This window comes from Streptomyces sp. NPDC025618 (assembly GCF_055558795.1).
Map to the genome: position 1 here is coordinate 14,525 of NZ_JBVHLW010000038.1, position 26,991 is coordinate 41,515.

The following is a 26,991-nucleotide window of genomic DNA, read 5'->3' on the forward strand; positions in this document are numbered from 1 at the left end:
GCGATCCGTGTCAGGAACGTGCCGCTCCGACTACCGGCGTACCAAACCAGCCAGACGAGGAACCATCGAGAACCGGCGGGGGCTGGCAGCAGTCGATCTTGACAGCCTCGACGTGTGCGAAGTCGGATGTGGTGTCGGGTTGACGGCGAGCAGTGGCACCAACGCGTAGGGGATCGACATGTTCATAGCGGAAGAAGGTGTTTTCGATCCCGCGGAGGTGCTGAACCTCTACGATTCGGTCGGCTGGGAGGGTTACACCAGTGACGTCCACAAGCTCTGTCGCGGTCTCGTGAACTCTCACCTCGTGATCACGGCGCGGGACGGGTCGGGAACGCTCCTCGGGCTGGCCCGGACCATCTCCGACGACGAGCACATCTGTTACGTCCAGGACCTCGTGGTGAATCCGGCGAACCACAGGCAGGGGGTTGGCCGGACGCTGGTTGAGTACCTGATGCGGCGGTACTCCCACTGCCGGTTCTTCCTCCTGTCCACGGACCACGAGTCATCACCGGAAGGCAAGCGCAACCACGCGTTCTACCGGAGCCTGGGCTTCCTGTCGTACGAGGAAAAGGAGATGGCAGGCTTCGGACTGCCCAGGAATCGCCCCGACCTGCGCGGTGTGACTCCATGAGTAAAAGGTTTTGAGGGGGCCCGGGGAGGTGGTTCTGGCCCAAATGCCAGGGAAACGTGCGCCAAGGGGCCGCGTCTAGAGGGCGTCTGAGAAGTCCCTTTCAGGGTAGGTGGCTTGTGTCGTCTTTTCTGGGGTGGGAGGTCGGGGATGACCGGCCGGTGTGCTGCGTATCCGACGGACTTGTCTGATGCCGAGTGGGTGGTGCTCGCACCGCTGGTCCCGCCGCCGAGGCCGGGTGGCCGGCCGCCTGAACACTCCCGGCGCGAGATCATTGATGCGCTGGCTTACTGGTTGCGGGCCGGGTGTGCCTGGCGGTTGCTGCCGCATGATTTCCCGCCGTGGCAGACGGTGTACCACTACTGGCGGGTGTGGCGGATCGAGGGGCGCTGGGAGGAGATCCTGGCTGTCCTGCGGGCGCGGGAACGTACTGGTCAGGGGCGTGAGCCGACGCCGAGTGCGGGCGTGCTGGACAGTCAGAGTGTCAAGGGCACCGAGCGGGGCGGCTGGCACGGGTACGACGGCGGCAAGAAGGTGCACGGCGTCAAGCGTCACCTGATGGTCGACACGCTCGGGCTGGTCCTGGCGGTGTGTGCCAGCCCCGCGGACGTGGGCGACCGGGTCGGTGCTGAAGTCCTCCTCGACCGGTCCGCGGGGAAGTTCCCGCGCCTGCGGCACCTGTGGTCCGACCAGGGCTACGGCGGCCGCGAGTTCCTGGACTGTATCCGCGAGAACACCGGTATCACCATCCAGGTCGTACAACGCCGCGACGGCGGCTTCCGGCACACATGGGTCCGCGACGGCGACACACCACCCCCGGTACCCCGGTTCGCAGTTGTTCCGCGCCGGTGGGTGGTCGAGCGGAGTTTCGCCTGGCTGGGACGCTACCGGCGGCTGTCGAAGGACTACGAATACCTCGCCGACACCTCCGAAAGCGCGGTCTACCTGGCCACCATCATGCTCCTCCTCCACCGCACTACAACCCCCACCTGAAAGGGACTTCTCAGACGCCCTCTAACGCACGCCGTCAGCTCACCCGGGCCGTATCAGCCCGCGAAGTGCTGGGTTATCGGTCGCCTGTCTGTGCCCGCCGGTGCTATGCCGGGCTGCCGTGGGCTTGGTGGCGGCGCCGGCGCCGGGACGGCTCGTCCGCATGAATTCGCCCCGGTACAGGTGGTGCAGCGGGTGTACCGGGGCGGGGCGGAGTCAGCTGAAGATGACGGAGCGGAGCTTCAGCCTGTCGTCCAGGATCTTGCCCGGGTTCATGACGTAGAAGGTGTCGCCGTTGCAGTCGAAGTCGAGGAACACCTTTGCCGTTGACGTGGTGAGGTTCTTCGGAGCGAAGGCCGGGTCCTCATCCGTGGCTCCGGGCACATTGAGGCACTCCCCGCTCGGCGGGTCCTCCAGCCCGCCGGGGGGACCGATGAGGCCGGAACCGTACTGGTACAGGAAGTCCCCGGTGGCGGCATTGGCGGAGGTGGGCATGGTGACGATGAGCGCGAGAGCGCCCAGAGCGGCCCCAGCGGTGTGACGAAGACGCATGAGACTCCCCTTGCCTGTGGTGGATGGGCGCTGACCGGCGGTCAGCCACGTGGCTCAAAAATGCCCCAGAAGCGGGATTGTGTATGCAGAAGCGTTCCGGCGTGCGGGTGTGATTCAGGGCGCGCAGTAGTGATATCAGTGCACAACGTGCACGATTGCGCCCTGGGTATTTCCGTGCCCCCCTCTAAACAAGCCCGTAGCACCACGGAGGTCTCTACATCACCCCGGCCGCAGCCCCTACCATGACGCCGCCGGAGAACCTTGCTCTCCGCATCGCCCTGACGGGGCGCAGGATGAGCTCGCAGCTCCCTCCCGTCCGCCATATCCACGGCCCACCCGATTCAGGGCGCGCGCTCCGATGAGCTAAACGACGGCCGGATGGATTCACTCGTCCTCGAGGTGACAGGCCAGATGCGGGCCGAGCATCCTCAATCTCACGGCCACTGGGATTTCCAACACGCATTCAGGAAGTGCTGCTGGACACCGCACAGTCCGTCGGCCGGTCCGGGACCGTGTCCAGCTGCACGCCTCGTAGACCCGCCCGATCACTGGGTGGCGTCGGCGCGGATGGAGCGGTGCGGCAGACTTCCTTCGGTGACCACTTCACCCGCATCGTCGGCTCGTTCCCGTTCTCTTGGCAAGGGCGTGGTGGCCATCATCTGCCCGGGCTGGGTCTCGCCGGCGGATCAGGCGGCCGCGCTCATCGCCGCCGTGCAGGACGCGTGGCTCCCGGCGGCCCTGGTGCAGGCTGCGGTCGTGATGCTGGAGGCGGCGTCGGGGCCGGAGCCGCTGGATGAAGCCGGGCGGGAACGCGCGGCCGAGCTCGCCGGGTTGCTGGCCAGGTACATGGACCACGGTGCCTGAGGGTGCCTGCCCGCCTTCGGGGCGGAAGAGCGCAGTGGGTTCGATCATGCCGTGGTCGGGGTATGTCGGTTGGCTCCGTCCGTTCGGCGTGCAGGCCGGTCAGGTGTCGCGGTGGGGCGTTCTCGATGCCGGGTACGTGGACACCGGCTCTCGGATCGGCCACGACGGCGCGGAGAGGGAGTATGCGACCACGTTGATGCGGCGACGATGCGGTGGGGTACCGACACCCGGTCCGCGCCACTGTAACGGCTCGCGCATCACGATGCGCGGGCCGTTGTGCGCCGCCCATAGGTGCGCGCACGCAGGGTGACGATGTGCCAGGCCGGTGCGGCCGTGCGCGCCCTCGATCAGAGTGCGGCGCACCCGGTGCGCACCCCCTGGCCAGCTCCGCTGGGGTTGTGGGGTGTTCGTGCCGGTCGTATGTCCGTAGGCCGGGCCTGGATGGTCTGTCCGCCCGCTGGTGAACCCCGTCGTCCAGGGTCCCGGAACGCACCGTCCGTCCTGGCAGGCCGTTGGATGCGCGGCCTGCCGGGCCGGAACGTGTGGTCCCGTCGCTCATGTGCCGCAGAACTCGGCTTCGATGACACGCTGTTCGTGGACGTTCCAGTCGCCGTTGAAGTTCAGTGAGAGTACGTGCTTGCCGTCCGTGGTTGCCATGGTCTGTGATATGGAGCCTTGGATGCCGCCGTTGTGTCCCCATACGTCGGTGCCGCAGGAGAGTTTTATTTTCATCAGGCCCAGGCCGTAGGAGACGGGCGACATTTTCTCGATGGGCTCGGCGGTGGTCATTTCCTGGAGTTGGTGTTTCTTGAGGAGCCGGCCGGAGAGCAGGGCCTGGTAGAACCGGTTGAGGTCGCGGGTGTTGGAGATTATTTCTCCGGCGGCGCCTGCGAGGGAGGGGTTGAGTTCGGTGACGTCGTAGGTGGTGCTGTTGGGTGTTCCGGGGCCGGCGAGTTCTCCGGTGAGCTTTGAGTAGGCCCGTCCGCCGGGTCCTGGTACGTGTACCCGGGTGCCGGGCAGTGTGGTGGAGTCCATGCGCAGAGGGCGCAGGATCCGCTGTTCGATCTCGTGGGCGTAGGAGTGGCCGGTGGCTTTCTGGATGACCATGCCGGCGAGGATGTAGTTGGTGTCGGAGTAGCCCCACTGGCTGCCGGGGGTGAAGGAGGGCCGGTGGGTCATGGCGAGGCGGACGATCTGCTCCGGCGTCCATGTGTCGTAGCGGTGGCGCAGGAAGTCGGTGCCGAATTCTTTGCGTTTGAAGTCCGCGTCGTCGGTGTAGCTGTAGATGCCGCTGGTGTGGTTGAGGAGCTGACGTATCGTGATCTGGTTGCCGTCGTGCCCGTTGCCCTGGACCAGGTCCGGCAGCCAGTGGCCGACCGTGTCATTGAGGCTCAGCTTTCCCTCGGCTTCCAGCTGGAGCATCACCGTGGCCACGAACGTCTTGGTGATCGAGCCTGCCCGGAATCGGTCATCGGCCCCGGGAAGCCGGCCGGTTGCCAGGTCGGCGGTGCCCGCACGGCCTGTCCAGGTGTCGTGCCCCTGCTCGGCGAGGGCGATCGCGCCGGGCGGTCCGCCCTGGACCACCTCGTCCAGGGCCGCCTGGGTGGCCCGGTGTCCGCCTCGTGCCGTCGGTGCCTGCCCGGTGTCCTCACGGCCCGCCGCCGACGCGGGCAGGGTGAATCCGGTGGCCATCACCGCTGTCGCGATCGCCCCGGCGGCAACGCCTCGCAGCCTCCGCGCCCCGCGTCTGCCACCGGTCCGCCTGCCGGGCGATCGTGATCCGTCTGCTGCGTGCGCGTGCTCGTACACGGAAAGGCTCCTGTGAGGCCGGTGGGTGACAACTGATCTTGTGGGGCCAGTATGTGCGGGTGAGGCCCGCGCCCGGGATCCCGCCAACCACCCGTTTTCCGGTGGGGCTAGCCCCACCTGCACCACCGGTCGGCTCCGGATGAACACCAAGGCTGTCTCGCCTCCTGGTCCTGCCTTCGCGGAGGTGCCGTGCGGCCGTCCCGCGGCGGGGGCTGCGCCTGGCTCGCCCGGGCCTTTGGCTGTTCTCGTCGTTGCGCAGCCGCGGTGGCCAGGGTGCCGGGACACCGCCGGCCTCGGCGGGCGGGGGAGGTGATCAGGATGCCGTTGCCGCACCTGGTGCACGTCCGGGTGGTGCATGCTGCTGGTGGTGTGGGTCGCGGTGCCGGACCGCTGTGTGGCCGGCGGGTGGTTCCTGGCGCGTGGATGGCGCGGGTTGTGCTGTTGGTGATGCCTCATGATGTGCCTGGCAGGCGTGGCTCTTTGGAGGGGCCGATCGGTCCGCTGAGCCTCTCAGCTGGAAGGCCGGCCGCCAGGCACGTTTGCCGGGCCGGTGTTCACTTGTCCGGCTTCACCGGCGACGTGCCCGGCCCGGTGGGGTTGTACCGGGGGCTGAGCCGCATCTGTCGGGCTGTCTGCCGATGGGTGGTGCGCCTTGCGCCGACCGCCAGCAGTGCAGAGGTCACCGTGCAGGTGACGACGAAGCCGTTGAGCCACACGTAGCTTTCGGAACGGGGGTATGGCGTCCCGCCGTCCAGGACGCAGTCGAATGCTGGCGGCAGATACGTGGCACGGTGGCCGACGAGGTAATCCACAAGGTGGGGTGCGGCGTCGCGGCAGGCGGGCGCGGGGGAGGGATCCGTCCCCGACCGGGACTCGTGGCCGGATAGTTCGACGGCGCCGAGCGCCATGATCAGAAGCAGGACCGCGGCTACCGCTGGCATGCCGGCGCCCCAGCGCAATATCCGCACGCCCCAGTCGGGCCGCCGACCCGGCAAGAGGACGTCGGCGACGGGGCTGAACATCTTGTCGTGGGTGGCGGCCGCGGTGAAGCGGGGGTGCTGCCCAGGCGGGGTCACCTCGGCGCAACGGGTCGCGGTGCCCAGACGGCTGTCCGCGGCGTGCCCGGCTTCTGCTCGCGCATCAGCGAGCGGAACGTCAACAGCAGCCGCGCCAGGTCGTGCTGATCGGCCCGGACCGTGTGCGTCTCCGGGGCGTAGCCGTACGTGGGGTCGTGGGCGGGCTTCTTCGGCATCGGTCCCCGGCCGCATTGCTACGGCGGCGAGGGCCCCGCCGCAGGGCCTACGGTGCGGCCGAGTGCTCAATGTCCCGGGCCCGCCAAAGCCACGCTGACCTCCGCCGTCCACGCGCCGACCGAACCGCCGGGGCTTCGCGTCTCAGGGTGGCGGCGGCGTCGCGCCGGGCAGTTCCCCGGAGAAAGCCCACCACTGCTCGATGGTCCACACGGCGACACTGGAGCGGTCGGTGGACATCCGCAGCCACACCTCCTCGCCGCCGGGCATGAGCGCGACCTCCAGGTGCTCCTCGTCCCACGTGCCCACCGGGTACATCCACTCGATGCCGTCGGGCCACGTCCGCATCGCCACCGTGCGCACGCTCAGCGCCGCGGCGAAGGCGTCCAGCGCTGCCTTGGGTATCCGCACCTCCGCCGGCTCCCGCTCGAACCCCGCCACCTCGCCCCCTTCGCCTCCTGCGGCGGGCCCGCCCCCGCCGTCGCGGATCAGCGTGACAGACCCGCACCCCGCACGGTGTCACACGCTGTGAGGCTGGCAGGCTCACAGCCCGTCTCCCCAGGTAGACGAGGTGAACTATGAGGCTGTGAGGGGGCGAGGCGGCGATCGCGCCGGTGCTCCCGTACGCCCTGGTGCTGTTCAGTAGAAGGTGACGGATCATGTGTGTGGTACTGAGTGGGTCTGGGGCGGCAGCAGAACGCTGACCAGGTCGCCTTTGCGGTAGAGGTCCGAGTGCGCGAGGGCGATGCTGTCGGTGGCGTTGATGATCGTGGCGGGGTCGTCGGGCCGGTTGCTCGCGTGGCGGCCGGTGGGGTTCTCCCAGTGGCCGTCGTTGATCACCGGGGTTCCGTTCGTGGCCGAGGCCGGTTGAGCCGGACCGGGTGTGAGCGCGGCGGTCGGGCCGAGTACGCCGGGTGTGGTGGCGGGGCGCCGTATGCATAAACTCCCTCGGTCCGAACTGTCGGTCCCGTCCCGCCGGCCGGGTGGGTGCGGCACTTGAACGGCTTGAGTGTGCCGGGGCCCCGGCCGTGCTGCCACAAGGCCCAGGCATGTCGTAACGCTCGAACGTGGGGAATGTTCCTTCGATGCCCTCGTCCTGGCGGGCATCCTCCGTACGGACATGCACGCCCACCGCCCCCTGCCCGGCGGCAGTGATGTGGCCCGCGTGGTCGCTGTGCTGCCCGTGCGGCAGGACTCGGCCTGGAGCCGGCAGTAGCTTGCCAGCCAGTTCCGGTCACTGCTGCGCGAGTACTGCCCGGGCGCCCTGGCCGCTTTCGAACCCTGGGAGAGCGGCTTGTGGTGCCCGGGGGGGTGTGGGGTGGTGGGTGTGGGGGTGAAGTAGGTGCCTGGTGGTACGCCTATGCCGCGGCGGAAGGCTGCTATGAAGGCGCTGGGTGAGCCGTAGCCGACGCGTCGTGCGACGGCTGAGACGGTTGTTCCTGCGGCGAGCATCGGCATGGCTGCCTGGAGTCGGAGTTGTGTGCGCCATTGCCCGTAGGTCATGCCGGTGCCGGAGGTGAAGGCGCGTTGGAGGGTGCGTGTGCTTGCGCCCACGGTGGTGCCCCATTGGGCCAGGGTGCGCCGGTCGGCCGGGTTCGTGTGGAGGGCGTCGGCGATGCGGCGGGCGCGGGGGTCGGTGGGCAGGGGGGCGCGGACGGTGGTGACGGAGACGGGGTGCAGGAGGTCGAGGACGACGTCCTCGGCGCGCCGGCGGGGTTGTGCGGGGAGGGATTCGGGGTCTTGTGCCAGGTGGTTGATCAGTTCGCGTAAGAGGCCGGAGACGGGGACGACTTGGGGTTCGGTCCAGGTCAGGGGGCAGCGGTCCGGCCAGAAGTAGAGGCTGCGCAGGAGGGCGGGGGAGGTGGCGCCGGTGGCGTGCCGGATGCCTGCGGGGATCCATAGTGCGACGGTCGACGGCAGCACCCATGTACGGCCGTGGGTGCGGACGGCGAGGACGCCGTGGGGTGCCCAGGCGAGCTGGTGGGCGGGGTGTTCGTGGTCGGAGAACCATTCGCCGTTGCCGAGGGGGAAGCTGGCGACGGCGACGGCGGCGCCGGGCGGGGAGATGAGGTGCGGCTGTCCGCTGGGGGCCGTTCGCCGGGGGACCCTCCGTTGCTGGTCTGTTCGTTGGGGGACTGTCCGTTGCTGGACTGTCCGTTGTGCGGCCGTTCGTCGGGGGATCCTCCGTTGCCGGTCTGCCCGTTGGGGGTCTGTCTGTTGCGGGGTTGTCCTTTTGGCGTCATGGGTTGACCTCCTGGCCCGTATACGACACCGCTGCTTTCTTCATAGCCTCGTCGCATGCCGATGAACCTGATCCACCGCCGTCTGTGTTCCTCCGACCGGTGGGCCCGCGCTGTACGTGACGATCTCCTGCCGTGGGTCCTGGAAGACGTCCCGCTGGGCGCGGACTGCCTGGAGATCGGCCCGGGTTACGGGGTGACGACGCGGGTCCTGGTTCGCAGGACCGAGCGGCTGACGGTGGTCGAGTCGGATGCCGTGTACGTGGCCCGGCTGCGGCTGCTCTTCGGTGACCGTGTCGATGTCGTCTGCGGGGACGGCGCCGATCTCCCGCTGCCCGGGGAGCGTTTCGACTCGGTTGCCTGTTTCACGATGTTCCATCATGTCCCGGCGGTAGCCGCTCAGGACCGCCTTTTCGCCGAGGCCCGCCGTGTTCTGCGTCCCGGGGGTGTTTTCACCGGCTGTGACAGTCTCAGCAGTGCCCGCTTCCGGCTGGTCCACCTCGGCGATACGTGTGTGCCGGTGCCCCCGGAGACGCTGGAGGCGCGGCTGGGGTTGGCGGGGTTCGAGGAGTGTGTGGTGACGGTGGGGGAGGGGAGTTTCCGTTTCGTGGCGAGGCGGGGGAGGTGAGGTAGCCGGGGCCGGGGCCGGGGCGAGGGCCGGGGGTGGGGGCCGGGGGTGGGGGCCGGGCGGGCCGGAGGGCGGGCTGGGGTTGGGGGTTGGGGGTTGTGCGTGCCGCACAGGGGACGGTGCGCGCGGCTCGCCCGGGGCTGGCCTCCGGGTGCTGCCACACTGGCGGCATGCCCGTGGCCCCGCTCTTTCCGGCTTCTGTGCCCGGCTGACCGCCGCCCATGGCTGGCTGGTCCTCGCGCCATTGAGGCCCAGCAGGAGGGGGCGGGGGGAGGCCGGACGGGACGGAGCGCCGTGTCCTGGCCGGCCTCGTGGCGGCGGCCGGCCCGCTGCGCGGCGGCACCATGCCGCCCCCCCACCGGGGGCTGCCTGTACGTCCGCGTCGGCCGTATCGGCAACGGGGCGGGTGGGGGTCCGTCTGGCGGCGCGGGCCGGGGGCCGGCAGCTGTTCCCGGTGACCGGGGGCCTGTCGGCGCTGGACCGGCCCGCCGGAAATGGCCGACCTGCTGTCGGGGATCTGCGCGCTGGCCGAACAGGGGGAGCAGTGGCAGGCCATGCTCCTGCGGGCGGCACGGGCGGCACGGGCGGCACGGGCGGCACGGGCGGCACGGGCGGGTGCGGGCGGGTGCGGGCGGGTACAGGCGGTACGGGCGGGTACGGGCGGTACGGGCGGTGCCGCGTGGGCGGACCGTGGAAGGGGCGGTACGCCGGCAACTCCCGTAATTCGTCCGGGAACTGGCCGCCGTGGAGGCGTTCTTCCCCGGCCTGGGTTCGCTGGTGGATCTTTCGCGGTTCTTCTGCTGATCGGAAGGGGGGCGGTCCGGTGATGTGGCCCGGCCCGGGGCGAGGGGGGCGGTCCGGGGCCGGTCCGGGTTCTGCCGGTGGTGGGCCGAGGGCAGCGGCGGACGTCCCGGTGTCGTCGGAGCCTCCCCGCCGGTGGGCGATCACGGCGGGCCGGCGGGCCGTGTTGATCAGGGCGGCCAGGGCGGCCAGGGCGGCCAGGGCGGTCCGTGTGGCGGTCTGGTGGTCGTCGTGCTTGCGCACGTCGGCCCGGGTCTCGTCGGACACGTCCGTGGTGTGCGTCGGCGGGGCCGCGTGCTCTCCTCGGCGGGCGCCGGTGCCGTCTGCTCGGTCTCGGTGACCACCGTGGATGCGCGCCTGGCGGCGGCCAGGTGGAGCCGGGCCGCCGCTGTCTGACCGGCGGCCGTGGCCTCCTTCGTGTGTGTGTCGAAGTTTCGTGTGTGTCGAAGTGATGCTTTGTGGCGGATGGTCAAGGCCGTTCGGGGAAGCGCCGGGACTGGTCCCGTGTTCGTGTGGGGCCGGGAGATGGTGTGTACGGGCCCGCGCTGCGTACAGCGCCAGGGCTGCCGGCGGTTTTCTGGATGCCGGACCGGTCTCCGGTGTGCGGCTCGCGGTGGCGGGTCACGGCCCTGCGCGCGAGAGCCAGTGCGGCGGCGGTGATCCCGGGCCACAGCACTGCCATGGCGAGGTGGAAGGCACCGAGCCAGGCGGTCTCCGCATGGTGGTAGAGGGCGGCCTGCGCAGCCAGACTCGCCAGGCACACCAGACCGATGCCTACCGTCATGCGGCAATAGAAACGGTGCAGGGGCCGGTGCGAGCGCCAGTGCGGGGGGCCGCCCACGGCCCGGTTCGCCACCAGGCCGGCCAGGGGACGGCCTGCCGGCACCGACAGCAGGCAGCCCGCCGCGGATGCGGCGGGCAGCAGCATGGGCAGCAGGAAGAAGCCCCGTGCCTGCCCGGTACCGGCCGCCACGGCCGCGCAGGCCATCGCCGTCAGCGCGCCCACCGCCGCGTGCCGGAGGTACCGGCGGGTCCACAGGCCACAGGCGAGGACCAGTACACCGGCCCCGGTGGCCGCCAGGAGGGCGGTCCGCGGCCCGTCGGCACGGTAGGCGGCCACGAAGGCCAGGGCCGGAGCTGTCGTGGCCGCGAGTGCGGGCAGGCGGGCTGTCATCGTGCCCCCGGTCCGGTGTGCGCAGCAGCCGTGCCGGCAGGCTCCAGGGCACGGAGCGCGAGCAGGCCTCCGGTGCCGGGGAGGAGGACGCGTAGCGTGGCACGGCTGCTGCGCCGCGGGTCGCGCCGGGTGGCCGGGACGCCGGAAGGCCAGGCACCCCCGTGTGCGGGGCCGGACAGTGCGGCGGTCTGCCGGGTGTTCGCGGTGGCGGTGTTGGCCGGCGGTACGGTGAGGCTGACCGGTCCGATGGTGGCTGGAGCGTACGGCGGCCTGCGGGCGGGCCGTGGCGCGGGTGGGGGGCTGGCGGTCATGGGTCACCCGTTCGTGGTGGAGCCGGGGCGGAGGATCATCAGGACGGTGACCGTGGCCCAGAGCAGGTTGAAGGTGCCGGTCAGCATGGCCGGGCGCGCGGTCTGCGCACGCGCGAGGGCCGCCGTCCGGTCCGCGGGTCCGGTCAGCTGGGTGAGGAGGCGTTCCTGGGCCGGCAGGACCAGCAGCGCCGGCACCAGTGCGGCCGCGCCCGTTGGCGTGATCGAGGTGATCAGCCAGGGGCTGCCCGGGACGTGCAGCTCGCTGGCGGTGGCGAAGCCGAGGACGGGAATGGTCAGGCCGGGGGTGGTGTAGTCCCGGCAGATGCGGTGCAGCACCCGCACCGTGGCGAGTGCCTGGTGCTGGTCGGGTGTGCCGGCGGCGCGGCGGGCCGCGGCGGGGAACATGCTGCCCGCCACGGTCACCGGGCCGACGGCGATGACCGCCGCGAGTACGTGCAGGATGAGCAGGAGCCTGGTCACCGCGGCTGCTGTGCGCCGGCGGCGGGGGAGGCGGGGCCTTGGTCGCGCCAGACGACGCCGCGGCGCTCGTGGGCGAACAGCTGCTCCACCGCGAGCGCGGTTTTCGGCCCGGCTTCCCGTTCCAGCAGATACAGGCCCAGATCGAGGCCGGAGGTGATGCCGCCGGCGGTGACCAGGTCGCCGTCGTCGACGACCCGGCCCGGGGTGACCTGCGCACCGCCGGCGGCCAGCAGGTCCAGGCCCTGGTGGTGGGTGGTGGCGTGGCGGCCGTGGACCAGTCCGGCCATCGACAGCACCAGCGACCCGCCGCAGACCGTGGCCACCGTGGTGTCCGGTGCGGCCAGCGCGTCGGCCAGCAGTGCGGGGAGCCCGGTGGCCAGGGCGCGGCCGAGGATCACGGGTATCGGTTCCCCGCCGCCGTCGCCGCCGTCCGTGCCCTGCCCGGGGAGCGTGCCGGCCGCGCCCGGCACGACGACCAGGTCCGCCCGGCCGGGGGCCAGCGGAGCGGCGGCCGTCAGCGTGACGCCGGGTATTCCGCTGGGCACCTGCCGGGCTCCCTCCGCACAGACCAGTTCGGCGCTCACCCGGCTGGTGAAGGCCCGGGCGGCGCTGAAGACCTCGAACGGTGCGATGACATCCAGCGGGTCGAAACCATCGAAGAGGACGAACTGTGCCAGCATCGGCGGCTCTCATTTCCCTCGGTTCATGACTGCCGCGCTCACGCTAGGCGGCAGCACAGACCCCGGCCATGGGCTCGGATGACACAACTCAACGGGTTCTCGCCACGTCGCCGGCCAGTGCTTTCACGGCCCCCAACTTGTCTGCCTGTGCTGTGTGTTGCGGCAGGAAGCGGGCGTAGTCTGCGTGGATGCACACCGTGGCGATTCTTGCGCTGGACCAGACGGTGGCCTTCGACATGGCCATCCCGGTCGAGGTCTTCGCACGCGTGCGCCTGCCGGACGGGCGCCGCCCCTACCGGGTGCGCGTCTGCGGGACCCGGCCGGAGGTGCCGACCGAGACGTTCACCATCCGGGTGCCCTGGGGGCTGGAGGGCCTCGCCGGTGCCGACACGGTCATCGTGCCCGGCCGGCAGGAGGACGCGGGACCGCCCCCGCCCGAGGCTCTCCAGGCACTGCGTGACGCCGCCGCCGGCGGCGCGCGCATCGCCTCGATCTGCGGCGGCGCTTTCACCCTGGCCGCCACCGGCCTGCTGGACGGCCTGGCCGCGACCACCCACTGGATCGCCGCCGGCCAACTCGCCCGGCAGTACCCGCAGATCGACGTGCGCCCGGACGTGCTCTACGTGGACAACGGTCAACTGCTCACCTCCGCCGGGGCCTCCGCCGGCCTGGACCTGTGCCTGCACCTGGTCCGCCGCGACCTGGGCTCGGCCGTCGCCGCGGACGCCGCCCGGCTGGCTGTCACCCCTCTGGAACGGGAGGGCGGCCAGGCCCAGTACATCGTCCACGAGCCCCCGCCGCTGCCCCGCGGCTCACTCCTGGAACCGGCCATGGCCTGGATCCAGGACCACCTCGGCGAGGAACTCACGCTGGAGGCCATGGCCGCCCGCTGCGCCATGAGCACCCGCACCTTCAGCCGCCGCTTCCGGGAGCAGACGGGTACGACCCCGCTGCAGTGGCTGCTGCGCGCACGCGTCCGGCATGCGCAGTATTTGCTGGAGAACAGCGGTCATGGCGTCGAACGTATCGCCGTGCAGGCCGGTTTCGGGTCCGCGACCGCGTTCCGTGAACGGTTCAAGCGGGTCACCGGCACGACACCGCAGGCCTACCGGGCCGCCTTCCGCCGTTCTTGCTGACACCGGGAGCACGTCCACCGGGATGGGGCACCGGCGGCCACCCGGTACCCCCGGTACTGCCGGCCACCCCGCGGGCCGCCACCCACACGCCGGCCCCCACGGCGGCCGGGCGCACCGCACCGCGCGGCTCACCCCGATCGCCGCGTCCTGCCCGCGGCTGTGCCGGGGCGGCCGGCCGGTCGCAGCCGCATGGGGGTACGCATGCTGAACTCGCGGGAGTCCGGGGGACTGCCCGCGCCGCCGTCCGCCTCGGGTGCGGGAACCGGCAGCGGATTGCCCTGCGGCCGGGTCCGTTTGCGTTCAGGCGTCGGCCCACTCCTCCCTGGGGATCGGCAGGTGGAACGCGGCGTCGCCCGTCTGCTTCGGGCGGCGCGGGGATGTCATCGTGGGGCGCTTCTGGCTGGGGTCCGGGCGTCATGCCGTGATGCCGTATGCCCCGGAGCACGAGCTCGCCTGTCTGCGGCGGTGTGACTCGCGCACCGGGCTCGCCGGCGTGGTTCTCTGGGGTGGTGTCCATGGTGCTGTGCGCGGGTCTGCTCTCACGGGGCCGGCCCCGCCGCCGTGCCGGCGGGGCCGGGTGTGGTGGGGGTGGCGTGCCGGTGGTGGTCCGAGCTGGCCTGTGACCGGGCCGCGGCCCGGTGCTGCGGCCGCGGGGTGGGGGTCGCGTCCTGGCAGGGGGAACGGGAGGACGCCTGTCGTGTCCCGCCGGTCCGGCGCCTGTTCTTCGCGTTCCTGGCACTGCGGTCCCGCCCACCGCTGCGGCTTCGTCTGCGGTTTCGCCTGTGGCTGTCCCGCCTCGCCCCGCGATCGTGACTGCGCCCTGCCCCTGCCCCTGCCCCTGGCCGGGGGGAATCTGGCCCTGGAAGACCCCCACCTTCCAGATGCGAGGGCGGTCCTGGCGGCCGGCGGGCCCGAGGAACCGGCGGGCCCGAGGAAGGTGCCTCCGGCCGGATAGATGCTGGTGGTCTTCTCGCAGGGCGGGTTCGAAAGGGGCTGTGTGGGAAAGGACCTGCCCGGAGCAGGAATCTCGCCGTGCGGCCTGCCCGATGAGCAAGCTCAAGCGGTGGCGCGGCCTGGCCACCGCTACGGCGAGGCGGCAACGGTGTGCCGGGCGGCCCCGCGTCTCGCGGCCGGCCCCGCCTGGACCGCGAGGTGATCGCTGAGAAACGGCCTGCGGGGGTACCGGCTGCGGTGAGGGCCTTCTTGACGGCGGTGACCGTGTGGGCCCTGAGTTCGCCCTTCAGGAGTGCGCCGAGAGCTGTCACCACCGCGTCGGTCGGTCTTCAGCGTTCCATGCCCCGCCTGGCGCCGGGCTCAGCTGCGGCGTTCGGCGAAGCCGACGGCCAAAACTTCCAGAACCGAGTCGACGGCCGAAACTTCGAGAGCCGAGTCGATGGCCAACGCTTCCAGAACCGAGTGGGCCTGGCCCGAGGCCACGACCTCTTTCCGCGTCAGCGCATGCGTCACGGGCTGGGCGTACCGATCGGCGGGCACCTTCTTGCCCTGCTCGGTCGCCTCAGCCTTGCTTACCGTCCGGGGCAGGGCAGCCCGCGATGAATTCAGGGTCCGGCGGGTGCGCCGGCCGCTGTGTCATGCGGCTGGGAGAGGATCTGGTCGTGAACTCCTGCCTGGCGGAGGGTGTCTCCGTCGTTCTGCTCCTGGCGGTGCTGGCGTGTGCCGTGGTCCGTCCGTTCGGCTGGCCGGAGGCGGTCGTCGCTGTCCCGGCCGCGGGTGTGGTCATCGCCACCGGAGCGATCTCGCTGGACCACGCCTGCGACGAGGCCGCGCGGCTCGGACCGGTGATCGGCTTCCTGGCCGCGGTCCTGGTCCTGGCCCAGCTGTGCGACGACGAGGGCGTCTTCCGCGCGTGCGGGGCGTGGATGGCCCGCGGTGCGGCAGGCCGCCCGCGCCGCCTGCTGGTCCAGGTGTTCGCCGCCGCCTCGGTGATCACGGCGGTGCTCAGTCTGGACGCCACCATCGTGCTGCTCACGCCGGTGGTGTTCGCCACCACCGCCCGGCTCGGCGCCCGGCCCGCACCACACGTCTACGCCTGCACCCACCTGTCGAACACCGCATCCCTGCTGCTGCCGGTCTCCAACCTCACGAACCTGCTCGCGTTCACCGCGAGCGGGCTGAGCTTCACCCGCTTCGCCGCGCTGATGGCCCTGCCGTGGCTGGTGGCGATCACGGCCGAGTACGGGGTCTTCCGCCGGTTCTTCGCCGCCGACCTGGACGCCGGGGCCCAGGCCCCTGCCGTTGCCGAGCCGCCCGAGCTGCCGGTGTTCGCCCTGGTCACGGTGGCGTGCACGCTGGCCGGGTTCGTCCTGACCTCCGCGCTCGAAGCCGACCCCGCCTGGTCGGCCCTCGCCGGCGCCGCCGTCCTCGCGGTGCGGGCGCTGGCCCGGCGCCGCACCACACCGGCCGCCATCGGGCGCGCCGCCGCAGTGCCGTTCCTGGCCTTCGTCCTGGCCCTGGGCATCGTGGTCCGCGCGGTCGTCGACCACGGGCTCGCGGCCGGGCTGGCCCACCTGCTCCCCGGCGGCACCGGACTCGCGGCCCTGCTGGGCATCGCCGCGCTCGCCGCCCTGCTGGCCAACCTGATCAACAACCTGCCCGCCGTGCTGGTCCTGCTGCCCCTGACCGCCCCGTTGGGGCCGGGCGCGGTCCTGGCGGTGCTGCTGGGGGCGAACATCGGCCCCAACCTCACCTACGCCGGCTCCCTGGCCACCCTGCTGTGGCGGAACATCGTGCACGAACACGACAGCGACGTCGAACTCGGCGAATTCACCCGGCTCGGCGCGTTCACCGTCCCCGCCGCCCTGGGACTGTCGGTACTGGCACTGTGGACCTCACTGACCCTCACCGGAGGCTGACGCCATGAAAGTCATCGCCTGGATCACCGAGGGCACCTGGCCCGCCTGCATCGACGCCACCCGCACCCAGGCACCCCAGGACGCCGACATCACGCTGCTCCATGTCACCCCGGCCGACGTCCCCGGCGCGGCGCACGGGGCGTTCGCCGGGCTGCTGGGCCGCGGCCACCCCGAACGCGACCCCGGCACACGGGTGGAGCGGCTGGCGGCGGTCTCCGGCGGCCGGCTCCTCACCGAGGCGGCGGAGCGGCTGGGCCGCCCGTGCGGCCGGGCCGAGCGCACCGGCCGCGTCGAGCGGGAAGTGGTGGCCGCCGCCGGAGGAGCCGGCCTGCTCATCCTCGCCCGCGACGGCGACCGCACCCGTCTCGGGCCCCGCAGCCTCGGCCCCGCCGGCCGCTTCGTCGTCGACCACGCCCCCTGCCCCGTCCTGCTCGTCTGGCCCGGGACCGCCCCCGGCGCCACCACGATCCCGCCCCCGCACCCTCCTCACCACCGGTAGCCGCACGCATCCCGCCGGCACAGCGTCCGTCACCCACGCGGCTGTTCTGCGGTTCGGGGGCGCGTGGTGTCTCTGGTTTCTTACTGTGCTGTTCGTGGGGAGTCTGGGCGGGGCTGCATGCGAAGCGTTCCGGCTGTGCTCTGTACGGCTGTGTGAGCCATGTCCCGGGCCGCCTCGAGTCGTTGTCCCTCCGGCGCGGCGGGATGTCTTTCGCCAGGCCGGGGAGAGCCTGCTGCGTGCCGGCGCCATGGGCGTCGAGGGATGGAGGCGGGAGGAGGGCGGCGGTGCTGACGGTCCGGATGGCGTAGGAGAGCGGCGGTGAGCGGGAGGCCACCGTCTTCGGCGGGCAGATCGGGGCCCCGCACGCTGATGGCTCCCGCTGTCCGTGTACGGGCAACGGCAGGCACCGGCAGCGCCCCTGGATCCGCGGTGTCCGGGGCGGGACCGCTACGTGGCCCGGTGTGGGAGGTGCGGGTGGCAGGGCGGTGAGCGTATGCGCGTGCCGTTGCGGGCGGGATCGGGACTGCACGCCTCGTCGTGCGGCGGCAGGCTGGCGTGGGCGGTGCCGGCCAGGGAGTGGTCCGGGATGAGAGCCGGGGAATCTCGGATTTGTCGGCCCTGTTGGGTATTTCAGGGCACGGCTGCCGCATGTTGGTGAGCCGCTGCACCCGTCGTCTCCAGCGGCGGCCTCCCCGTCGTCGCTCTGGCCGCCGGGGCCGGCGCCGCCGCACGGCCGTGATGAAGGGGCACGCGGACCTGGAGTACGCGTTCTGCGAGGGTGTCCGCGGCGGGACCGCGCAGGTTCCAGAACCGGAGAAGCAGCTGCGGGCGGCGCGACTGTGGCCACGTTCCGTAAGGCCATCGTGAACCAGCGGGCCGAGCTCGAAGAGTTCTGCGAACTGGTGACCTGCCTGATCTTGGCCATCGCTGTTCTCACTCGGGGCAGCAGCGTCTCGACAGAACCTGTCCCAGGCCCGGACGGTGTTGTTCCGTTTCGTGCGCCGCTTCAGCTGCCCGATGGCTCCCTGCAGGAGCGGGAGTCCGGGACGCCCCAAGGGGCTCCTGTTTCTCCCGTCTTGGCGAACCTGTTCCTGCACTACGCGTTCGACACCTGGATGACGCGGGAGTTCCCGGCCATCTGGTTTGAACGCTATGCGGACGATGCGGTGCTGCACTGCAGCTCCGAGCGCGAGGCCCGCCAGGTGCTGGCCGCGCTCACGGACAGGATGGCCGAGGTCGGGCTGCACCTGCACCCGGCCAAGACCCGGATCGTGTACTGCCAGAACGGGAAACGCCGACGCGCCTACGAGCACACGTCGTTCACGTTCCTTGGATACACGTTCCGCGCCAGGCGAAGCCGGAACCGACACGGCGTGCAGTTCCTGTCGTTCGATCCGGCTGTCAGCAAGGACGCGCTGAAGAAGATGGGGCGGGAGGTGCGTTCCTGGCACCTGCACACCCGCTCGGATCTGTCCTTCAACGAGCTCGCGCGGAGGATGAATCCCGTCGTGACGGGCTGGCTCAACTACTACGGCCGCTTCAGACCGTGGGAGTTGCGCACCTTCGCCATGCGCATCAACGCCTACCTGGTGCGCTGGATCCGTCAGAAATACAAGCGGCTCGCAGGCAAGCGGAAGGCCCACGCGAAACTTGTGGAGATCGCCCAACGGTACCCACGCATGTTCGCGCACTGGCGCCTGACCACGGATGCCGTACTGGCCTGTTGATCAGAGTGGCAAGAGCCGTGTAACGGGCGACTGTTACGCACGGTTCTGTGAGAGCCGAGGGGTGAGATTCCCCTCGGCTACTCGGCAGCACCGGTGGGGTCCCGAGCTGCTGGTGGGCGGCGGTCAGCAGGTCGCGGTAGTCGGTCGGGCCTTGTCCCCGAAAGTTGGACACGGATTATGCGGCTTGTGTCAGCGTAACTGACGGTTCGTTGATGGCGTTCTCGTAGGCGATAGGCGAGCGTTGCCCGAGGCGGGAGTGGCGGCGTCGGGTGTTGTAGCGGTGCAGCCAGCGAAAGGCGTCCAGGCGGGCCTCGCGTTCGTTTGACCAGCCCTTTCTTCCCTTCAGGGTTTCCCTTTTGAAGGTCGCGTTGAAGCTTTCCGCAGCGGCGTTGTCGGCCGAGCTGCCGACGGGGCTCATGGACTGGATCACGCCGGCGCGGTGGCATGCCCCGGCGAAGGCGGCGCTCGTGTATTGCGCTCCGTGATCGGTGTGCATGACAGCGCCCTTGAGGCTGCCGCGGGTCCGCTCGGCTGCCGCCAGGGCGGAGACGACGAGCCCGGCCCGCATGTGGCCGGCGATCGCCCAGCCGGCCAGGCGGCGCGAGCACAGGTCGATGACTGTGGCCAGATAGAGGAATTTCCCGCTGCCCGACTTCAAGTACGTGATGTCACCGACGTACTTGGTGTTCGGGCGCTCGGCGGTGAAGTCGCGGCCGACCAGGTCGGATGCCTTCACGGCGGCCGGGTCCGGGATCGTGGTGCGGTGCTTCCTGCGCAGGCGGAGCCCGGCGATCCCGGCGGCGCGCATGATGCGGGCGACGCGCTTGCGGTTGACCCGCGACCCGTCCTCGCGGAGCTCGGCGGTGATCCGCGGGACGCCGTAGGTACCGTCCGATTCAGCGTGGATCTTCCGTATCCGCTCCGCGAGCTTCGCGTCCGCGGCCTGCCGCGCGGCCCTGGCGGGAGCGGTCCTGCGCCAGTGGTAGAAGCTGGAGCGGGCGATGCCGAGCACTGTGCACAACCGCTTGACGCCGTGGCGGCGCTGGTGGTCCTCAACGAAACGGAAGCGGTCTACCATTTCGTCTCCTGAGCGAAATACCGGGCCGCCTTGCGCAGAATCTCCCGCTCGGTCCGCAGCTCGGCGACCTCCTTGCGAAGGGCCCGCGCCTCCAGCTCCGCGGCCGACGGCGTCCCGGCCGACGCGGTGCCCCGCTTCCCGCCGTTCTTCTTGTCATCCACGCGCAGCCAGTTGCGCAGCGTCTCCGCGCTGATGCCGAGGTCGGCGGCGACCGACACGACCGTCGCCCCCGGCCGCGACCGGTACAGCGCGACCGCGTCCGCCTTGAACTCCGGCGGGTAATGCTTCATCCCCACAGGGACTCCCGTTCTCCTGGACCATCACGATCCAGTGTCTAGGGTGTCCAATTTTCGGGGCAAAGGTCCGTGTACCTCAGCAGCCTTCACCCGAATGGGTGGCCGACGTGTCGCTATCCGAAACTGTGCGACAGGATGCTTGTCCGATCTTCAACGCGCCTGGCGGCAGTCGCTTCTAATATGGCCTCAGGTTCGGGGGAGCGAGTCTTGGGGAGGGACCGCGCGGATGAAGGTTCTCAGGCCGGCGCAGCCGACGAGCGAGCAGCTCACGGTGATCAACAACCACAAGCCGGGGGTGTTCGTCGTACGGGGCGCAGCCGGCAGTGGCAAGACCACCACCGCTCTCTACCGGCTGAAGTTTACCGTCCGGTACTGGCAGCGCCGCCGCCGTGACGGTTTCATCGACGGCCCGGTCCGCGTCCTGGTCCTCACCTACAACAAGACTTTGCGCGGCTACATCGAGGAACTGACCAAGGAACAGATCAAGGGCAACGACGTCGAGCTGACGATCTCCACCTTCGCCAAGTGGGCCACCGACCGCGTGTCCTACGAACGGATCCTTCAAGAGCACGAGCACAACGGAAAGCTGGACGCCCTGGCCGCGGCCCTGCCCCTGTCCGAGGACTTTGCACGTTCTGAAGTGGACTATGTCCTGGGCCGCTTCACGCCGGACCGCCTGACCGAGTACATCGAGTGCGAGCGGCAGGGCCGTGGCCGCTCCCCGCGCATGCCGGCCTCGCTGCGCCGCCGGCTGTTGGACGAGGTGGTCGTTCCTTTCCAGGGGTGGAAGAAGGAACAGCAGGCCTGGGACTGGTCTGACCTGGCCAACGCCATGGCGGCCAAGCCCGCCGACGACCCATACCACGTCGTCGTTGTGGACGAGGCCCAGGATTTCTCCGCCAACCAGGTCCGGGCGGTCCTCAACCACGTCACCGACGAGCACACCCTCACCTTCGTCCTCGACGCGGCCCAGCGCATCTACCCCCAGCGCTTCACCTGGGCTGAAGCCGGCTTGAGCGTGGGGCCGCACAACAGCAAGTTGCTGTCCAAGAACTTCCGTAACACCCGGCAGATCGCTGCCTTCGCCGCCCCCCTGCTGCGCGACGTGGAGACCACGGACGATGCCGCGATCCCGGACCTCTCTTCCTGTGAGGAGGACGGCGGCAAGCCCTTGCTGGTCCAGGGAACCTTCACCCAGCAGATGGACCACGTCGTGCAGTTCCTCAACGACCTCGGCCCAGAGAACGACGAGTCCGTCGCCATCCTCCATGCCAAGGGCGGCGGCTGGTTCAGCGAGGTCAGGGCACGCCTTAACGCAGCCGGGCTGGCCTGGGTACCGCTCACGCGTACCGGGGAATGGCCCACCGGCCCGGTGAACGTAGCGCTGTCGACCATGCACTCCGCAAAGGGCCTGGAGTTCGACCACGTGATCATCGTCGGGCTCAGCAGCGAGGTCATGCCGCACGCCGCTGAGCCCGGTGACAGCGAGCGAGACGCGCACCTGCGCCTGCTGGCCATGTCCGCTGGACGGGCCCGCAAGACCTTGACCATCACTTACAAGCCTTCCGAGGCCAGTGACCTCATCGCTTGTATGGACCCGGACACCTATGACGTGAAGGCCGTATGACCACCACGGAGCCGAGTCCGCCCACGTCGGATGGCGAAATACACGCTGAGGGAATCAGCATGCTCATCCAGGAACGAAAGATCACCGAAGTGGTGCACTTCACCACCAACCGTGGTCTGCTCGGCATCCTCGTGCAGCGGCTGTGCAAAGCTCGTGCGCTTCTTGCCAAAGACGAGTACCTCGAGAGCATCTACCACGAGAACACCAAGTGGCGTCGCGAGGACCCCAAGTACTGGTCATATGTGAACCTCAGCATCAGTGAGCCCAACCACCGCTTCCTTCGCATCAGCAGCGACGACTGGTGGGCGAACGAAGACTTGTTCTGGGCTGTCCTCAGCTTCGATCCAGTGATCATGATGCACCCCGGCGTCCTCTTCGCCCCAGGCAACATGGGATACGAAGGCATCACCCCCGTCGAGGGAGTGCCCGGAGCCAGAGCACTCTTCGCTGACTGCGTCCCCAAAGGCTTCAGGAAGACGATGCCGCGTGGGGACCGAGCGCCCCACCTCCCGACCAATCCCCAGGCTGAAGTGCTCTACCCGCAGGCAGTCTCAACCCGACACCTGCAGCGCATCTACGTCCTCACCGATGAAGACGCAGCGAAGGCCGAGGGCATTGTCAGTGTCAGCGGACATGATGAGGTCGACATCATCGTCGACCCGGCAACGTTCGGCAGGTAAGGACTACGGTGAGTGCCATGCAATGGGAGGCAGTACGCGCCTCAGCCCAGTGGGCGGCGTACGGAGATGCACTCGGCTTCATCACCGAACTGACCGACACCGCCGGCGTGCGACGACGCATCGGACAGGATGAAGTCACCACGACCGTGCCCTGGAAGAGGCGCGTGGGAGGCCGCTACGGACGCGACATGCCTCTCCCCGCAGGTGCCTACTCCGATGACACCCAACTGCGCCTTGCAACTTCACGCGCCATTCGCGGAGACGGGGAATTCGACGCCGATGCCTTCGCGAAGATCGAAGTCGTTGCCTGGCAGGCCTACGCCCTCGGCGCCGGCCGCGGGACCAAAGCGGCAGCCACCGGTTTGATGCGGGTCGAAGCCAAGTGGTCCCAGAACGTTTTCGCCACCAAAGCCGCACGCTACGTCGACCTTGGCGGCAACGGCGCCGCCATGCGTATCCAGCCCCACGTCTGGTCCGCACGGGACCTCGCCAACTGGGAGCACATCACCCGCGACGTCGTACGCAACGCCGTCAGCACCCACGGCCACCCCCGGGGCATCCTCGGCGCCGTCCTGCACGCCACCCTGCTGGCCCACGCCCTGGACACCAACGAACTCCCCGGCCCCAAGCAGTGGCGCCCCGCAGTCGACTGGCTGGAGCAGGTACCGGACGTCATCGCAAAAGACGACGAACTGGCATATTTGTGGCTATCTACATGGAGTGATGCCGCTGGCATCGACTTCCGCTCGGCCGCCGTCACCGTCGCCGACGAATGCCGCGCAGCACTCGAGGCCTTCGACCCCGCAACGCCCCTCACAACAGAGACCTACGCTGCCCTGGTGCAGCGGTGGGGCGGCTTCGAGGACGCAACGCGTGGATCAGGCACAGTCACCACTCTGCTTGCCGCGGTTCTGGCACATGCCTATGCCGACTCCCCAGAAGCCGGTCTGCTTCTTGCTGCCAACACCCTCGGCTCGGACACCGACACGATCGCCACCATGGCTGGCGCTCTTCTAGGCGTCGTCACGGCAGGCCCCCCGCCTGGCACTGTGCAAGATGTCCAGGTAATCGACTCCGAGGCACGGCGCATGTGGGACATTTCTCAAGGGCGTGAGGCGTCCACATTCGCTTACCCGGATCTTCTGCGCTGGAGCCCTCCCAAGGCCACGCTCGACCTCGTAGGCCACACGCCAATGGGGCCAGCGTTGGCCGGTCTGGGGCCCCTTACGGCTACGCACACACCAGCAGCGAGTAACCAGGCCACATACGTGTGGGGCGCTCTGTCGTTCGGCCAGAGCGTTCTTGTCCGTGCCAGGCCGGATCTCAGGCCACTGGATGAGAACCTGCTCCCGGGGGACGTGCGACCACCGCGGAATCGGCGGGCTGCAGACATCCCGAAAGAGCAGCAACTCGTCTTCGAAGCTCCGGTGCAGGCTGCCGTATCCGCCGATCAAAGGCCCGTCCTTGCCGGAGCTGCACCTGGTGCGGTGAGCGAGCGTGCCCACCGGCAGGCACCACCGTCCATTGAGGAGATCGTCCAAGAGCTGGCGAGAAACGGGTTCGCTCCCGAGCAGGTAGGCCGGGCGTTGCTTCACCAGATCCGAGGTGGCCGGTACGGCGTCGAGCGGGCCGCTGCGTTCGCTGGGCTACTGGCCCGCGCCTATCACAGCGAGCAGGAACGCCCTCGCTGAAACGAGAGCTGCCTGCCCACGCTGATGCCGATGACGTCCAGGAACTGCTACTGGTCGACGCTGAGCTGGTGGACAAGTTGGGCTATACCGGCGTAATTTCCTCGATTTCTGCATTGAGAGCGCAGTCGCGCTCCAGCTCCGCCAGCTACGGCTCCAGCCAGCCGTTCCCGAGGCCCACATGCCGAAGGCGCCGTGCTCAGTGACGCCGCGGCCGAAGGCGTCGCGCTTCCGAGAGGGAGACCTGGCAGCCAGCCCGGCGCTGATGGTCCCCGAGCCCAGCCGGGAGCCGGAGCGGGCGAAGCGGTGGCGGCTGGGAGGCCTGGGCCGTCGCCGGTAGCTGTAGCAGCGCCTGGACGCCGTCGCCCCTGCACCCTGAGGCGGCGATGGCCCGGCCGCATGGAGGCAAGCTCCTCGCTCGGCGGCACAGAGCCCGGTGCTACCGCCCACCCAGGAAGCGTCGCAGGACGCTCTGCAGCCTGCCGCGCAGCGTCGTCGGCAGGGGCCTGGCGGCAGGGGGAGGGGGCGGTGCGGCCAACCGCGTCGTCTGTCACGCGTGTTCGCCGCTGTCGGGGCACCAGTCACCGAGGTGGCTGTCCGCTATGAGGTCTCGCGACAGTCGGTGTGCACGTGGAAGGCCAAGCACGCCGCCGGTGGTTTCGCCGCTCTCAAGGAGCTGTCCAAGCCGTACTCGCCGACGATGACAGGGAAAACGAACGGGGGCTCCTGACTCTGAGGTGAGAACTTCTTGATGAGTCGGTCCCGTTCCTGGACTTGTCCGCCACGCAGAACGCGATCAGCGAATGGGCGCACGCCTACAACCACTCCCGCCCGCACCAGGCGCTGGAGATGGCGACTCCAGCCGCCCGGCCCGAGCCGGCCACCGTCATCCCCGACCATGGCACGTCCATGGCACGTCCATGGCGAAGACCTCCCCCCAAGGCCGCTCCTGTTGAGCCGGGCCGTCCGCAGCAGCGGTCGAGTTTCGGCACCATCGTGGCTGCCGGCGGTCGGCTTGCCCTCATCCCGTCCGTCCAGCGGATCAAGGTCGGTGCAGACCACGGCGGTCAGCGGGCGCATGCGTGGGTGGACGAATACAGCGTTCATGTCTTCGTCGCCGGCCAGCTGGTCAAGACCGTTCCGTCCAACCTCGACTCGGATGACCTTCACACACTGAAGCTGCGAGGGGCTCGTCCTGCCGGGCCGCCGCCAACTACCGCAGCAGCGGAGCGGCTGAACTCGCTGCCTGACTACACGGCCGTCGAGATTGACTGCAGCCTCGACCACGAAGGCAAGACGACACTGGGCGGACAGAAGATCAAGATCGGACCGGAACTCGCTAACCAGAAAGTCACCTTACGGCTGGACGGACATCTCCTGCTCGTCATCCACGAGGGCCTCCTCGCCAAGCTTCCCGTCGCCGCTTCCTGCTGGCATGCGGCGAAGGCTCCACGGCGCCCACCTCGCGGACACCGAACTCCCAGCGACGGCATGCGGGCCGGTCAGTGTTGAACGTATGGTTCCCCGTGATGGCGTGGCCATGGTCGCCCGTACCCGGGGCCGCGACCCCGGGGGCGTCCGGGCCGCCGGAACAGCCGGCCGCCGCGGCTCGGTGCCCCGGCCGGGGTTTCCCGGTCCGGTGTGGTGTTGCGGTTTTCGCGACGGGTCTACGCTGCGCCCGTGACAACAGTCGAAGCGCGGAAGCCTCCTGCCCGTCCGCCCTCTCAGCCTCCGCCGGGGCGTCCTCCCAGTGGTCCGGGGCCGGACAAGAACCCGCCGTTCCCGCCGAACCCGCCGGTGTCCGGAGTCTGATCATGCGCGTCGAACGCCTTTCCTTTGCCCAGCTCCCCGAAGCCGCCCGCGCGGCGTTGGAGGACCGGCTGGGAGGGGGATGCCGGAGCGTCGACATGAGCACGGGCGAGAGCTCGGGTATCGCGACGCTCCTCGTCCTCCCGGACGGCGGGAAGGTGTTCGTCAAGGGGCTCCCCGAGGGTCACGAGCGGGCCGGTGAGCTGGAGAGGGAAGCGAGGGTCAGCGCCTTCCTGCCCGGGTTCGCTCCCCGGCTGCTGTGGTGTCTGTCGGCGGGCGGGTGGCGGCTGCTGGGCTTCGAGGGCGTCACCGCCACGCCCTGGGCCGATTTCACTGCGGACGGCGGTCATCTGGAGCCGGTGGCGGCGCGGTTGCGGGAGCTGAGTACCTGGCCTGCCCCGGATATCGGTCTGATGACCGCGTGGGACCGGTGGGGCCCGTACTGCGACCCCGGGGACGAGCCGCTGCTGTGCGGGGACCGGCTTCTGCACACCGACCCCGTCGCTACCAATTTCCTTGTCGCCGGCGACCGGGCGTGGCTGGTCGACTGGGCCTGGGCGGCACGGGGGCCGGGATGGATCGACGCGGCCCTGTGGGGCTTCAGGCTCGTCCTGGACGGAAAGCAGACCCCCGGGCAGGCACAGCAGTGGGCCCTGACCGTCCCCGCTTTTGCCCAGGCGCCCCGCCGGGGGGTGCGCGTGCTCACCGAGGCCGAGGCACGGTCATGGGAGGACTGGAAGGCCTACGGGGTGGCAGGGCTCGACACCACCGTCGAAGCCGCTCGCGCATGGGCCGACTTCTGCGCTCGGACATGAGGGCGCAGGGAGAGGCCCGCTTTTCCTGCACCGGTGTGGTGTTGCGTTTTTCGCGACGGGCCGCCGCGCGGGGAGGGCGCCGACCCTGCACAGTGGCCGGCCCTCTCCTGCCCCTCGAGGCGCGGACCGCCGTATCCGCGGCCTCGGCCTGATGCGGCCGCAGCACGTAACCCCCAGACACCAGTAACTGCCCTTCCGCCAGCAGCAATTCCTGCCCGGGCCTTGAGCCCTTCGTGGGACGGTTGTCGGCGGTGCCTGCGGTTGCGCTCTCGGCTGGCGGGGCTGCGTCGAGCTGTCAGGAAGCAGTAGGGAAAAATCTTGTTGACCTGTCGTTAGTGGTGGTCTTAGGGTGCCCT

23 protein-coding genes and 2 pseudogenes are annotated in these 26,991 nt (G+C 70.0%); 13 read left to right on the plus strand and 12 right to left on the minus strand.

What is annotated here, in order from left to right; all coding sequences use genetic code 11:
- The first annotated feature begins 178 nt into the window (after positions 1 to 178).
- The gene (locus tag ACZ4A5_RS25655) at positions 179 to 631 is read left to right on the plus strand and encodes a GNAT family N-acetyltransferase (protein WP_467588806.1); all 453 of its coding nucleotides are present in this window, start codon (positions 179 to 181) and stop codon (positions 629 to 631) included.
- A 147-nt stretch (positions 632 to 778) separates the two neighbouring features.
- Positions 779 to 1,621: an IS5 family transposase gene (locus tag ACZ4A5_RS25660; protein ID WP_467588809.1), complete on the plus strand. Its 843-nt coding sequence runs from the start codon at positions 779 to 781 to the stop codon at positions 1,619 to 1,621.
- A gap of 213 nt (positions 1,622 to 1,834) precedes the next feature.
- On the opposite strand, the gene ACZ4A5_RS25665 is transcribed toward ACZ4A5_RS25660, so the two are convergent.
- A complete protein-coding gene (locus ACZ4A5_RS25665) occupies positions 1,835 to 2,170 on the minus strand; it encodes a hypothetical protein (protein ID WP_467588812.1) in 336 nt (111 codons plus the stop codon).
- A gap of 594 nt (positions 2,171 to 2,764) precedes the next feature.
- Here ACZ4A5_RS25665 and ACZ4A5_RS25670 point away from each other — a divergent pair.
- Positions 2,765 to 3,034, plus strand: coding sequence for a hypothetical protein (locus ACZ4A5_RS25670; protein ID WP_467588815.1), 270 nt, complete (start codon positions 2,765 to 2,767; stop codon positions 3,032 to 3,034).
- Positions 3,035 to 3,589: 555 nt separating this feature from the next.
- Here the strand turns inward: ACZ4A5_RS25670 and ACZ4A5_RS25675 are convergent.
- The 6 genes and pseudogenes from ACZ4A5_RS25675 to ACZ4A5_RS25700 form a co-directional block, all read right to left on the minus strand.
- A complete protein-coding gene (locus tag ACZ4A5_RS25675; protein WP_467588818.1) occupies positions 3,590 to 4,726 on the minus strand; it encodes a serine hydrolase domain-containing protein in 1,137 nt (378 codons plus the stop codon).
- A gap of 671 nt (positions 4,727 to 5,397) precedes the next feature.
- A complete protein-coding gene (locus tag ACZ4A5_RS25680; protein WP_467588821.1) occupies positions 5,398 to 5,865 on the minus strand; it encodes a hypothetical protein in 468 nt (155 codons plus the stop codon).
- 50 nt (positions 5,866 to 5,915) lie between these two features.
- A complete protein-coding gene (locus ACZ4A5_RS25685; RefSeq protein WP_467588825.1) occupies positions 5,916 to 6,095 on the minus strand; it encodes a hypothetical protein in 180 nt (59 codons plus the stop codon).
- A 142-nt stretch (positions 6,096 to 6,237) separates the two neighbouring features.
- The gene (locus ACZ4A5_RS25690) at positions 6,238 to 6,534 is read right to left on the minus strand and encodes a hypothetical protein (RefSeq protein ID WP_467588828.1); all 297 of its coding nucleotides are present in this window, start codon (positions 6,532 to 6,534) and stop codon (positions 6,238 to 6,240) included.
- A gap of 216 nt (positions 6,535 to 6,750) precedes the next feature.
- The gene (locus ACZ4A5_RS25695) at positions 6,751 to 6,933 is read right to left on the minus strand and encodes a hypothetical protein (protein ID WP_467588831.1); all 183 of its coding nucleotides are present in this window, start codon (positions 6,931 to 6,933) and stop codon (positions 6,751 to 6,753) included.
- Between the two features lie 507 nt (positions 6,934 to 7,440).
- Positions 7,441 to 8,358, minus strand: a pseudogene (locus ACZ4A5_RS25700) (AraC family transcriptional regulator); the annotation flags it as partial.
- Between the two features lie 33 nt (positions 8,359 to 8,391).
- Between ACZ4A5_RS25700 and ACZ4A5_RS25705 the strand changes: the two are divergent.
- Positions 8,392 to 8,961, plus strand: coding sequence for a class I SAM-dependent methyltransferase (locus ACZ4A5_RS25705; RefSeq protein WP_467588835.1), 570 nt, complete (start codon positions 8,392 to 8,394; stop codon positions 8,959 to 8,961).
- Positions 8,962 to 10,231: 1,270 nt separating this feature from the next.
- Here the strand turns inward: ACZ4A5_RS25705 and ACZ4A5_RS25710 are convergent.
- The 3 genes from ACZ4A5_RS25710 to ACZ4A5_RS25720 all read right to left on the minus strand — a co-directional run bounded on the left by ACZ4A5_RS25710 (position 10,232) and on the right by ACZ4A5_RS25720 (position 12,407).
- Positions 10,232 to 10,936: a DUF3159 domain-containing protein gene (locus ACZ4A5_RS25710; RefSeq protein ID WP_467588838.1), complete on the minus strand. Its 705-nt coding sequence runs from the start codon at positions 10,934 to 10,936 to the stop codon at positions 10,232 to 10,234.
- Between the two features lie 314 nt (positions 10,937 to 11,250).
- On the minus strand, positions 11,251 to 11,727 hold the full coding sequence (locus ACZ4A5_RS25715) for a hypothetical protein (protein WP_467588841.1): 477 nt from the start codon (positions 11,725 to 11,727) through the stop codon (positions 11,251 to 11,253).
- Complete coding sequence (locus ACZ4A5_RS25720) at positions 11,724 to 12,407, minus strand: DJ-1/PfpI family protein (RefSeq protein WP_467588844.1); 684 nt, start codon at positions 12,405 to 12,407, stop codon at positions 11,724 to 11,726. The genes ACZ4A5_RS25715 and ACZ4A5_RS25720 overlap by 4 nt, the downstream gene beginning before the upstream one ends.
- A 188-nt stretch (positions 12,408 to 12,595) precedes the next feature.
- Here ACZ4A5_RS25720 and ACZ4A5_RS25725 point away from each other — a divergent pair, with 188 nt between their 5' ends.
- Positions 12,596 to 13,543, plus strand: a complete 948-nt coding sequence (locus ACZ4A5_RS25725) for a GlxA family transcriptional regulator (protein ID WP_467588847.1) — start codon at positions 12,596 to 12,598, stop codon at positions 13,541 to 13,543.
- 1,314 nt (positions 13,544 to 14,857) lie between these two features.
- Here the strand turns inward: ACZ4A5_RS25725 and ACZ4A5_RS25730 are convergent.
- The gene (locus ACZ4A5_RS25730) at positions 14,858 to 15,010 is read right to left on the minus strand and encodes a hypothetical protein (protein WP_467588850.1); all 153 of its coding nucleotides are present in this window, start codon (positions 15,008 to 15,010) and stop codon (positions 14,858 to 14,860) included.
- Between the two features lie 125 nt (positions 15,011 to 15,135).
- Between ACZ4A5_RS25730 and ACZ4A5_RS25735 the strand changes: the two genes are divergently transcribed.
- From ACZ4A5_RS25735 to ACZ4A5_RS25745, 3 genes are all read left to right on the plus strand, one after another.
- Positions 15,136 to 16,416: an SLC13 family permease gene (locus tag ACZ4A5_RS25735; RefSeq protein WP_467588852.1), complete on the plus strand. Its 1,281-nt coding sequence runs from the start codon at positions 15,136 to 15,138 to the stop codon at positions 16,414 to 16,416.
- Positions 16,417 to 16,420: 4 nt separating this feature from the next.
- Entirely contained in the window at positions 16,421 to 16,915 is a 495-nt protein-coding gene (locus tag ACZ4A5_RS25740) for a universal stress protein (protein WP_467588855.1), read from the plus strand.
- Positions 16,916 to 17,754: 839 nt separating this feature from the next.
- On the plus strand, positions 17,755 to 18,642 hold the full coding sequence (locus ACZ4A5_RS25745) for a reverse transcriptase domain-containing protein (RefSeq protein WP_467588860.1): 888 nt from the start codon (positions 17,755 to 17,757) through the stop codon (positions 18,640 to 18,642).
- 175 nt (positions 18,643 to 18,817) lie between these two features.
- Here ACZ4A5_RS25745 and ACZ4A5_RS25750 read toward each other — a convergent pair.
- Positions 18,818 to 20,016, minus strand: a protein-coding gene (locus ACZ4A5_RS25750) for an IS3 family transposase (RefSeq protein ID WP_467588863.1) whose coding sequence is annotated in 2 segments (ribosomal slippage) — positions 18,818 to 19,734 and positions 19,734 to 20,016 — 1,200 coding nt in all. Because the reading frame shifts where the segments join, the coding sequence is not laid out codon by codon here.
- A 226-nt stretch (positions 20,017 to 20,242) separates the two neighbouring features.
- Between ACZ4A5_RS25750 and ACZ4A5_RS25755 the strand changes: the two genes are divergently transcribed.
- The 5 genes and pseudogenes from ACZ4A5_RS25755 (at position 20,243) to ACZ4A5_RS25775 (ending at position 26,635) form a co-directional block, all read left to right on the plus strand.
- A complete protein-coding gene (locus ACZ4A5_RS25755) occupies positions 20,243 to 21,643 on the plus strand; it encodes a 3'-5' exonuclease (RefSeq protein ID WP_467588866.1) in 1,401 nt (466 codons plus the stop codon).
- Between the two features lie 59 nt (positions 21,644 to 21,702).
- Positions 21,703 to 22,323, plus strand: coding sequence for a DarT ssDNA thymidine ADP-ribosyltransferase family protein (locus ACZ4A5_RS25760; protein WP_467588869.1), 621 nt, complete (start codon positions 21,703 to 21,705; stop codon positions 22,321 to 22,323).
- A 17-nt stretch (positions 22,324 to 22,340) separates the two neighbouring features.
- A complete protein-coding gene (locus ACZ4A5_RS25765; RefSeq protein ID WP_467588873.1) occupies positions 22,341 to 24,014 on the plus strand; it encodes an ADP-ribosylglycohydrolase family protein in 1,674 nt (557 codons plus the stop codon).
- Positions 24,015 to 24,767: 753 nt separating this feature from the next.
- Positions 24,768 to 25,523 (plus strand): annotated as a pseudogene (locus ACZ4A5_RS25770) (integrase core domain-containing protein); the annotation flags it as partial.
- Positions 25,524 to 25,825: 302 nt separating this feature from the next.
- Positions 25,826 to 26,635 (plus strand): protein kinase family protein, encoded by an 810-nt coding sequence (locus tag ACZ4A5_RS25775; RefSeq protein ID WP_467588877.1) that lies wholly within the window; start codon positions 25,826 to 25,828, stop codon positions 26,633 to 26,635.
- Positions 26,636 to 26,991: the final 356 nt, after the last annotated feature.

Bases quoted from the DNA above. Each gene is read 5' to 3' on its own strand.
- ACZ4A5_RS25685 (WP_467588825.1), bottom strand. From the start codon at position 6,095: ATGCCGAAGAAGCCCGCCCACGACCCCACGTACGGCTACGCCCCGGAG.
- ACZ4A5_RS25660 (WP_467588809.1), top strand. From the start codon at position 779: ATGACCGGCCGGTGTGCTGCGTATCCGACGGACTTGTCTGATGCCGAG.
- ACZ4A5_RS25675 (WP_467588818.1), bottom strand. From the start codon at position 4,726: ATGGCCACCGGATTCACCCTGCCCGCGTCGGCGGCGGGCCGTGAGGAC.
- ACZ4A5_RS25735 (WP_467588852.1), top strand. From the start codon at position 15,136: ATGCGGCTGGGAGAGGATCTGGTCGTGAACTCCTGCCTGGCGGAGGGT.
- ACZ4A5_RS25775 (WP_467588877.1), top strand. From the start codon at position 25,826: ATGCGCGTCGAACGCCTTTCCTTTGCCCAGCTCCCCGAAGCCGCCCGC.
- ACZ4A5_RS25755 (WP_467588866.1), top strand. From the start codon at position 20,243: ATGAAGGTTCTCAGGCCGGCGCAGCCGACGAGCGAGCAGCTCACGGTG.
- ACZ4A5_RS25760 (WP_467588869.1), top strand. From the start codon at position 21,703: ATGCTCATCCAGGAACGAAAGATCACCGAAGTGGTGCACTTCACCACC.
- ACZ4A5_RS25740 (WP_467588855.1), top strand. From the start codon at position 16,421: ATGAAAGTCATCGCCTGGATCACCGAGGGCACCTGGCCCGCCTGCATC.
- ACZ4A5_RS25655 (WP_467588806.1), top strand. From the start codon at position 179: ATGTTCATAGCGGAAGAAGGTGTTTTCGATCCCGCGGAGGTGCTGAAC.
- ACZ4A5_RS25725 (WP_467588847.1), top strand. From the start codon at position 12,596: ATGCACACCGTGGCGATTCTTGCGCTGGACCAGACGGTGGCCTTCGAC.
- ACZ4A5_RS25765 (WP_467588873.1), top strand. From the start codon at position 22,341: ATGCAATGGGAGGCAGTACGCGCCTCAGCCCAGTGGGCGGCGTACGGA.
- ACZ4A5_RS25680 (WP_467588821.1), bottom strand. From the start codon at position 5,865: ATGTTCAGCCCCGTCGCCGACGTCCTCTTGCCGGGTCGGCGGCCCGAC.
- ACZ4A5_RS25710 (WP_467588838.1), bottom strand. From the start codon at position 10,936: ATGACAGCCCGCCTGCCCGCACTCGCGGCCACGACAGCTCCGGCCCTG.
- ACZ4A5_RS25665 (WP_467588812.1), bottom strand. From the start codon at position 2,170: ATGCGTCTTCGTCACACCGCTGGGGCCGCTCTGGGCGCTCTCGCGCTC.
- ACZ4A5_RS25720 (WP_467588844.1), bottom strand. From the start codon at position 12,407: ATGCTGGCACAGTTCGTCCTCTTCGATGGTTTCGACCCGCTGGATGTC.
- ACZ4A5_RS25705 (WP_467588835.1), top strand. From the start codon at position 8,392: ATGCCGATGAACCTGATCCACCGCCGTCTGTGTTCCTCCGACCGGTGG.